Origin of the sequence: Bradyrhizobium viridifuturi (assembly GCF_001238275.1) — a bacterium.
GTDB lineage: Bacteria > Pseudomonadota > Alphaproteobacteria > Rhizobiales > Xanthobacteraceae > Bradyrhizobium > Bradyrhizobium viridifuturi.
This window is the reverse complement of sequence record NZ_LGTB01000069.1, coordinates 19,419-27,952: the sequence shown is the minus strand read 5'-3', so window position 1 is coordinate 27,952 and position 8,534 is coordinate 19,419. Positions and strand designations below refer to the sequence as shown.

8 protein-coding genes are annotated in these 8,534 nt (G+C 63.6%); 6 read left to right on the top strand and 2 right to left on the bottom strand.

What is annotated here, in order from left to right; all coding sequences use genetic code 11:
• The 6 genes from ALC15_RS38820 to ALC15_RS38795 form a co-directional block, all read left to right on the top strand.
• A partial coding sequence (locus tag ALC15_RS38820) for a hypothetical protein (RefSeq protein ID WP_050631836.1) occupies nucleotides 1-1,102 on the top strand: 1,102 nt, incomplete at its 5' end.
• A gap of 193 nt (nucleotides 1,103-1,295) precedes the next feature.
• Nucleotides 1,296-1,730 carry a DUF5413 family protein gene (locus tag ALC15_RS38815; protein ID WP_050631831.1) on the top strand — a complete coding sequence of 145 codons (435 nt, stop codon included), beginning with the start codon at nucleotides 1,296-1,298 and terminating at the stop codon, nucleotides 1,728-1,730.
• Nucleotides 1,731-2,072: 342 nt separating this feature from the next.
• On the top strand, nucleotides 2,073-4,730 hold the full coding sequence (locus ALC15_RS38810) for an autotransporter outer membrane beta-barrel domain-containing protein (RefSeq protein ID WP_094194393.1): 2,658 nt from the start codon (nucleotides 2,073-2,075) through the stop codon (nucleotides 4,728-4,730).
• 225 nt (nucleotides 4,731-4,955) lie between these two features.
• Entirely contained in the window at nucleotides 4,956-6,578 is a 1,623-nt protein-coding gene (locus ALC15_RS38805; RefSeq protein WP_050631830.1) for an inorganic phosphate transporter, read from the top strand.
• Between the two features lie 27 nt (nucleotides 6,579-6,605).
• Nucleotides 6,606-6,974, top strand: a complete 369-nt coding sequence (locus ALC15_RS38800; protein ID WP_050631829.1) for a cyclic nucleotide-binding domain-containing protein — start codon at nucleotides 6,606-6,608, stop codon at nucleotides 6,972-6,974.
• Nucleotides 6,975-7,056: 82 nt separating this feature from the next.
• Nucleotides 7,057-7,593 (top strand): DUF4112 domain-containing protein, encoded by a 537-nt coding sequence (locus ALC15_RS38795; protein WP_050631828.1) that lies wholly within the window; start codon nucleotides 7,057-7,059, stop codon nucleotides 7,591-7,593.
• 121 nt (nucleotides 7,594-7,714) lie between these two features.
• Here ALC15_RS38795 and ALC15_RS38790 read toward each other — a convergent pair whose 3' ends face one another.
• Both ALC15_RS38790 and ALC15_RS42680 read right to left on the bottom strand, forming a co-directional pair.
• On the bottom strand, nucleotides 7,715-8,005 hold the full coding sequence (locus ALC15_RS38790) for a hypothetical protein (RefSeq protein ID WP_016844322.1): 291 nt from the start codon (nucleotides 8,003-8,005) through the stop codon (nucleotides 7,715-7,717).
• Nucleotides 8,006-8,229: 224 nt separating this feature from the next.
• The gene (locus ALC15_RS42680; protein WP_074131060.1) at nucleotides 8,230-8,394 is read right to left on the bottom strand and encodes a DUF3309 family protein; all 165 of its coding nucleotides are present in this window, start codon (nucleotides 8,392-8,394) and stop codon (nucleotides 8,230-8,232) included.
• Nucleotides 8,395-8,534 lie beyond the last annotated feature (140 nt).

Genomic DNA, 8,534 nt, shown 5'->3' with positions numbered 1-8,534 from the left:
GCCGCGCCGCGCTGGCGAAGGTGCGCCGTCGCCGGTGCCGCCGGCGACGCCGGGCGTACGCGGTTTCCGCGACATCACTGCAGACGCCGACGATCTCGGCCGCGCCGCGGCGCAGGCCAGCCGCAACGCGCGCAAGACCTACGCCAACGTGCCGTCGCCCTCGCCGGAATTCGACCGGCTCGAGCCGAGCCTGGAGAACCGCGGCGGCGATCCCGAGGCGCCGTACTCCTACGAAGAGTCGATCGAGGAGGCGGAGCGCTACACTCCGCAGCAGCCGCCCCAGGCGCCGCCGCCACGGTCGCGGGTCAGCAATGCCGATCGTGAGCCGAAGCGGCCGCGCGTCGGGTCGGTGTTCCCGCTCAAGACCGCGATCGCGGGCATCCTGCTGATCCTGGTGGGCGCCGGCCTTCTCATCTGGGGCAAGCCGGACTTTTCCTCAATCAGCCGTCTGTTCCAGCCCTCCGCCCCGGTCGAGGCGCCGAAGGATGCCGCGGCGACGCCGTCGAGCAAGAAGATCACCGACCGGGTCGGCCAGCCGTCGTCGGGCGAGCCGGTCGCTCCGGTGGCGCAGCGCGTGGTGCTCTATGACGAGGACCCGTCGGATCCGAAGGGCAAGCAATATGTCGGTTCGGTGGTTTGGCGCACCGAGCAGGTCAAGGGATCCGGCAACCAGAAGCCCGACATCGCCGTGCGCGCCGACATCGACATCCCCGATCGCAAGTTCAAGATGACGATGTCGTTCCGCCGCAACACCGATTCATCGCTGCCGGCGAGCCACACCGCGGAATTGACCTTCATCCTGCCGCAGGACTTCGCCAATGGCGGCGTCGGCAACGTGCCGGGCATCCTGATGAAGTCCAACGAGCAGGCGCGCGGCACGCCGCTGGCAGGCCTCGCGGTCAAGGTCACCGACGGCTTCTTCCTGGTCGGCCTCTCCAACGTCGACGCCGACCGTTCGCGCAATCTGCAGCTCCTCAAGGAGCGCTCCTGGTTCGACGTGCCGCTGGTCTACACTAACCAGCGCCGCGCCATCATCGCGATCGAGAAGGGCGCCCCCGGCGAGCGGGCGTTCAACGACGCCTTCGCGGCGTGGGGTGAGTAGCGGCCTCGGCACTCACCCCGGTGCTCGCGATGTCGTCGCCCGGCCCTGTCCGGTCGCTTCCGTATCGCAGCGAGGTCCCGCTGCTGCAGTGCGGCCGATGCGCGGTCCCCGGAACATTCCGGGCGCTTCCGATTTTCCCTAGAACCGTCGCGTGACTTCGTTACACTCGCCTGACGTCGGGCAAGGGCACGCCATGAAACGCTATCTGATCTTCGCGGCCATCGGACCGTTCATCGGCGGCTTCCTGCTGCTGCTGATGACCACCTATCAGTCCGGCTACTGGACCGAGACCAATGGCGGCGAGGTGCTAAAGCTGCTCGTCGTGTTCGTGAAGTCGCTGCAATACAATTATCTGTTCGGCATCGTCCCGTCGCTGATGTTCGGCGCGATCGACGACATCCTGATGCATATGCGACGGATCGCGCCAACGGTGCGGATGCTGATCGTAGGTCTCGTGGCCTTCGTCGGCGCGGCGCTGACTTACGCCTCGCACGGCTCCGAAAGCGGTCCGGTGCAGTTCATCCTCTATGGGCTGGTCGGCTTCATCCCGGGCGTGATCACGTCGTGGCTGGCGCACAAATACGCCGAAGAGCTGCACGCGCCGGCGCAGCCGGTATCGCAACACTAGGGAATGCGCCCGTACCCATAAGGGATAACGGCAGGGAAATGCGGACGTCGCAGGCTTCGGCTGACCGATGGCCTATGACCCGACCATGACATTGCCGCACCACGATCCCGGAGACCGCGGACCCGGATGAACGCCAGTCCATGCGCTCGGTGCGCCGGACATCTATCCCCCAGTGCGATCAACCTCGGCAGATTGTTGCGGCGCGGCCACAACGACGAAACTTTGGCGAGTTCGATGGTCGCGACGACCCGGTCAACGTTGCGTTCGCCGCCGTGATCTCCTCTAAGTTGTGCCCTGAGCGTTGGCCCCTTCTGATCTGATTGGCCGACGGGAAGGCTGGGAATGTACAGGTTTGGAATTCGCTATCACAGCGGCTCCTTGCGTCGTTTGACGCTTGCCGCAGGCCTCCTGACAGCATTTTCGTGGTGGATGGACCGGCCGGCCAATGCCGCCTGCACGCCTGCAGCCGGTAACGATGTGACAGCGAACTGCACGGGCACGACAACCAATCAGGGCGGCGGCGCGCCTGGCACCAGCGCGCAAAGTATCGGCTACGGAACCGGTAGCGAGACCGGCATCAACATCAACGTCGAAGCCGGGAGTACGCTGTCGGGCACTTCAGCCGGCATCTCCATCCACGACGGAACGGTGACCAATGGGTCCAATCTCACACTAATAGGATCCACGAGCACGATTTGGGGGCAAGGCACCGCCATCACGGCCAGCGGCAATCTGACGGTGAACAACGAGGCCAGCGGGCTGATCTACACCGTAACTGGCGGCTCCGCGATCCGCGTCAACGGCATTGCCAACATCAACAATTCCGGCGTGATCTCAGGATCATTCTTCTCAGGGGTTACGGTTGCCGGCGGCTTCGTAACGAACAACTTCGGCGGACGCATCACTGGTGACGTTGTCGGGCTTTACGGCGGACCCGGTCTCGTCGTCAGCAACTCCGGCACAATCAGCAGCAATAATTATGCGGGCCTAGAAGTCGGTAGTGGATCGGCGGTGACCAACACGATGAGTGGTGGCATCGGTGGCTTGGCCTATGGAATTCTAGCGACCGGCAGCGGAGTGTCGATCTATAACGCCGGCTCCATTGTCGGAACGACCGCGATTCAATTCGGTGGCGGAGCCAATACGCTGACACTGGCACCGGGCTCATCCATCCAGGGCCAGGTGTTGGCTTCTGGAGACGATTTTCTCCAACTCGGCGGCAGTAGCGGCAACGGCGTTTTCGACTTGAGCGCGATCGGCGTCACCCAGCAATATCGAGGCTTTTCGACCTTCGAGGTGATTGGTGCGACCTGGACCGTAACCGGCACCTATGGTCAGACCAATCCGTGGGTATTGCAGGCAGGCACGCTCAACGTCGGCGGCGACCTGTCGGCAGCATCCCGTCTCAACGTGGTGGGTGGCATGCTCATGGGCACGGGCACGGTCGGTACGACGCAAGTCGGTGCCGGCGCCATCTTCGCGCCGGGCAGCGGCGCGCCGGGCACCTCGATGACGGTATCGGGCAATCTTGTCCTGCAGCCGGGGGCGATCTACCAGGTGCAGATCGATCCATCGGCCGCATCCTTCGCCACCATCAGCGGCACGGCTACGATCGCCGGCACAAGCGTGAACGCGTTCTATGCCCCCGGCAGCTACGTCAGCAAGCGATACACCATCCTGACTGCGGCAGGCGGCGTGTCCGACACATTCGGCTCGCTCGTCAGCACCAACCTGCCGGCGAATTTCCACACGTCATTGAGCTATGATGCCAACGACGCCTATCTCAACCTGTACCTGAACTTCACGAGTCCGGGACTCAACGGCAACCAGCAGGCGGTCGGCAACGCGCTGGCCAGTTTCTTCAACGGCAGCGGCGGCATTCCGCTGCTCTACAGCTCGCTCTCTGCCGGTGGCCTGACGCAGGCTTCCGGCGAGAGCGCCACGGGCTCGCAGCAGGCCACGTTCGATGCGATGCACCAGTTCATGGGCGTGCTGACCGATCCATTCATGGGCAGGGGCAATGGCTTTGGCGGCGCGTCGGCGGCGACGGGTTACGCTGACGAGGACGACCAGGCCAGCGCTTATGCGGCACGCCGGCCCGGTACCGATGCGTTTGCGATGTTCACCAAGGCGCCGCCGGCGGCGTTCGTGCCGCGCTGGAATGTGTGGGTGGCGGGTTTCGGCGGCTCGCAATCGACCAATGGCAATGCCGCCCTGGGCTCAAACGACACGATGAGCCGCATCGCCGGCACGGCCATAGGCGCCGACTATATGGTCTCACCGAACACACTCCTGGGCTTTGCGCTCGCCGGCGGCGGCACCAGCTTCAGTGTCAACAATCTCGGCACTGGCCGCTCCGACCTGTTCCAGGCGGGTGCTTACATCCGCCACTCCGATGGCCCGGCCTACATCACCGCAGGATTAGCCTACGGCTGGCAGGACATCACCACCAACCGTACGGTGACAGCCGCCGGCATCGACCAGCTTCGCGCCGAGTTCAATGCCAACGCCTATTCCGGCAGGCTCGAGGGCGGCTATCGTTTCGTCGCGCCGTGGATCGGCGGCTTCGGTATCACGCCTTATGCTGCGGGCGAATTCACAACCTTTGATCTGCCGGCCTACGCCGAGCAGGTGATCTCGGGCTTGCCGAGCTTTGCACTTCAGTACGCCGCCAAGAGCGTGACGGATCCGCGCAGCGAGCTCGGCCTCCGTACGGACAAGTCCTTCCTGGTGCAGGACGGCATCCTGACGCTGCGCACGCGCTTCGCCTGGGCGCACGACTACAATCCCACCCGCTTGGCGGCCGCCACCTTCCAGGCGCTGCCGGGCGCCAGCTTTGTCGTCAACGGCGCGGCGCTGGCCAGCGATTCCGCGTTGACCACCGCATCGCTCGAGATGAAGTGGCGCAACGGCTGGTCGGCGGCCGCGACGTTCGAAGGCGAGTTCTCCGACATCACCGCGAGCTACGCCGGCAAGGGTGTGGTGCGCTACGCATGGTGATGCGCGTCCTCGGCCGAAATGAGCGTGTTGCAGTCGGGCTGGAAGCCAGGGTCAGGGCAAGCGCAAGCAACGAGCGCGTCATTATATTAGACTCATCAATGCATTAGGTCCTAGCCGCAAGGCGGGCAAGATGCTCTTCATACAACTGTCACATGGGTGTCATGTAGACGTAGTCCCAATGTCACATGGCCGCTTTTGTCCTCCCGCGGCTATGAGGGCATTTGCATGAGCGATTTGGCGTTACCTGGTTCGATCGAGCCCGCGCGGCGCCGGGGTCCCGATCTCGAGAAGGGCTTTCATCCACTCACCGGTATCATCTATCTCGGCGTGATCGGCGTCGCGCTGCTGTTCGTGGCCTACAGCATCTACGCGGATGTTGGCGCCACCGGCGCCGGCAAGACCTCCTATGCGGCGTTCCTGCTGCTGTTCGTCGCGCTGCTGATCTCGCTCGGCTTCGAATTCGTCAACGGCTTTCACGACACTGCAAACGCCGTCGCAACCGTGATCTACACGCGCTCGATGCCGGCGCATATTGCCGTTGTCTGGTCGGGCCTGTTCAACCTGATCGGCGTGCTGCTCTCCAGCGGCGCCGTCGCTTTCGGCATCGTCTCCCTGTTGCCGGTCGAACTGATCCTTCAGGTCGGCAGCAGCGCCGGCTTCGCCATGGTGTTCGCGCTGCTGATCGCGGCCATCATCTGGAACGTGGGCACGTGGTATTTCGGACTGCCGGCCTCGAGTTCGCACACCTTGATCGGATCGATCATGGGCGTCGGCATATCGAACGCCTTGATGCACGGACGCGAGGGGACGTCCGGCGTGGACTGGTCGCAGGCCGTTAACACCGGCAAGGCGCTGCTGCTGTCGCCGCTGTTCGGATTTGTGCTTGCTGCGATCCTGCTCTACGGGCTCAAGATCGCATTGCTGCGCGCAACGCCGGCGCTGTTCGGCGAGCCGCAAGGCGATCAGCCGCCGCCTTGGTGGATTCGCGGCATCCTGATCCTGACCTGTACCCTGGTCAGCTTCTTTCACGGCTCGAACGACGGTCAGAAGGGCATGGGCCTCATCATGCTGATCCTGATCGGCGTGGTCCCGACCGCTTATGCGCTCAATCGCGCGATGCCGGCGAGCCAGATCGAAGCGTTCACCGCCAATTCGGCAGCGGCGAGCAAGGTCGTCGAGGGCAGGGGAGTTGATCGCAAGGTGACCAGCGATCCGCGTCCGGCGGTGACGAACTACATCGCGCTCCGGCAACTCACCGACGAGACCTATCCGTCACTCGCCGTCCTGGTCCGCGAGATCAGCGACCAGGTCGTTCAATACGGTTCGCTGGCCAAATTCCCCGCCGAGGCCGTCCGCAACACGCGCAACGACATGTACCTGGTGTCGGAAGCGCTTCGCCTGCTCGTGAAGAGCGGCGACAACGGGTTGAGCGATGCCGATGTCGCGACGCTCAGTCGCTACAAGGGCTCGCTCGATGCCGCCACCAAATTCATTCCGTCCTGGGTGAAGATCGCGGTCGCCATCGCGCTCGGCCTCGGCACGATGGTCGGCTGGAAACGGATCGTCGTGACGGTGGGGGAGAAGATCGGCAAGACCCACCTGACCTACGCGCAGGGCGCCTGCGCCGAGATCACGGCGGCCGCGACCATTGCCGCGGCGGACGGCTACGGCCTGCCGGTGTCGACGACGCATGTGTTGTCGTCCGGCATCGCCGGCACCATGACCGCAAACGGGTCCGGCCTGCAATGGTCGACGATCCGCAACATCGCCATGGCCTGGGTCCTGACCTTGCCGGTGGCGATGCTGATCTCGGGCGTTCTCTACTTTCTCTTCGCGCATTTATTTTAGCCAGAACCGCAGAAAGGGGATTTTCGAGTGGCAGATGCAAGCTTCAGCCTTCTGACGGGCAACAGTATCGAAACGCGTTTGGTGCGGGCCGGCGGCGTCATTTTTCGCGAGGGTGAGCAAGCCAACGAGCTCTTCGTGATCAAGAGCGGCTACGTGCGCATCCAGGTCGGCAACAAGACCATGGCGGAGCTCGCGCCCGACACGATCTTCGGCGAGATGGCATTGATCGACAACGAGCCGAGGAGCGCGACCGCAACGGCTATCACGGATGTCGAGCTCGTCCCGGTCTCGGAGAAACAGTTTCTCTTCCTCGTCGGCCAGACGCCGCATTTTGCCCTCAAGGTGATGAGGACGCTGGCGCAGCGGCTCAGGACCATGAACAAGGGCGTCTTCTAGGCGGCCGCGAAGGTAACGAACCTTCAACGTGACACAGTGGTAATGTGACGCAACTTGAACCGCCTGCCTGCGTTACCATGTGATGGCCATGCCCGAGGACGACATCTTCACGCCCCATGCCACGCGATCGCGGCCGCCTTTCGGTGGAGCGCAGGCGCGCGGCAAGGTCATCGATCAGGACGGGCGTGAACTCCCGGACGGCCTGCAGCATCCGGGCTTCGAGGGCTTCCACTTCGACTTCCGCAACGCCAGTGCCAGTCCGTTCGGCAATCTGACCCGCGAGCAGCGGCTGCAACGGCTGGAGATGATCGCAAAGCTGCTCGACGTCGCCTTCGTCGTGCCGGGTACCAATGTCCGCTACGGCATCGACGGGCTGATCGGCCTGATCCCCGTGATCGGCGATCTCATCACGACCGCGATCTCGCTGTGGCTGGTGCGTGAGGCCCGCCTGCTCGGCGCGCCCTGGCACATCACCGCGCGGATGCTCGCCAATGTCGCGGTCGACGGCGTGGTCGGCATGGTGCCGGTGGCGGGCGACGCCTTCGACGTCATGTTCCGCGCCAATATCCGCAATGTGCGGATGCTGCGCCGCTGGCTCGACAAGCAGCCGCGCCTCTAGCGCATAATCCGGAAAACTGTGCAGCGGTTTTCCGGTCGGATTGTGCGCAAGGAGGAGTCTCCCAAAAACAAAAGCCCCCGGATCGGTCCGAGGGCTTTTCGTTAGGCGACGAGCAGAGAAATTATGCGGCGTCGGCGTCGGTCTGGCTGGCGGCGGGGCGCGGACGGCGCGGCAGCGGGAACGCCTCGCTCTCATAGAGCGAACGGATGCCGTTCTGGTCGAAACGGGCTTCCTCGACCTGCAGATAGGCGCCGTTCAGCGAATCCGCCGGCAGCTGCTCCATCGCGAACTGCACGGCTTCGGCAGCGGTGCCGAAACGGCGGTACGCGAAGCCCGCCCGCTTCTTCTTGCGGATCGCGGCAGGAAACAGTTCGGCAGACGTATTGTAGTTGAACGGACGCAGGGGACGCATGGTCGACGACCTCTTGTGTTCTTGTCAGTTGGCGTGGCGAAAGGGATTTTGGGGGACGGCGGCCTACAATCGGCGGCGCGCCGTACATGTCATTTCGATCCCTAATATAGGCCTCTTTGACAAAAATGCGACCCCAGAAGCGCCCCCGGCAGGGCACATGCTGAATCCGCGCATGGCACCAGGTCGGATCAAATAAGTCAATTTATTTCAATGGCTTATGGCGCTTAAATCTTATCCAACCAGGCCAGGATCGCGACCACGATCAAAATCACCCCGAAAAGCCCCATTCCGGAGTGGCCGAGACCATAGCCATAGCCGCGGATCCGGCCGCTATAGCCGCCCAGCAGGATTACCAGCAGGAGGATGATGAGGATCAATCCGAGCGACATGGCGCCCTCCTCAGAACAGGCGGCAGCCGCACGGCGAGACGCCGACGGCCCCGCGGATTCCAAGCAAAGCACATTCCGGCCCGAGAGTCGTTAACTTCGGTGTCATTCCGCGGCGATACGCAGCATCGAACCCCAATTCG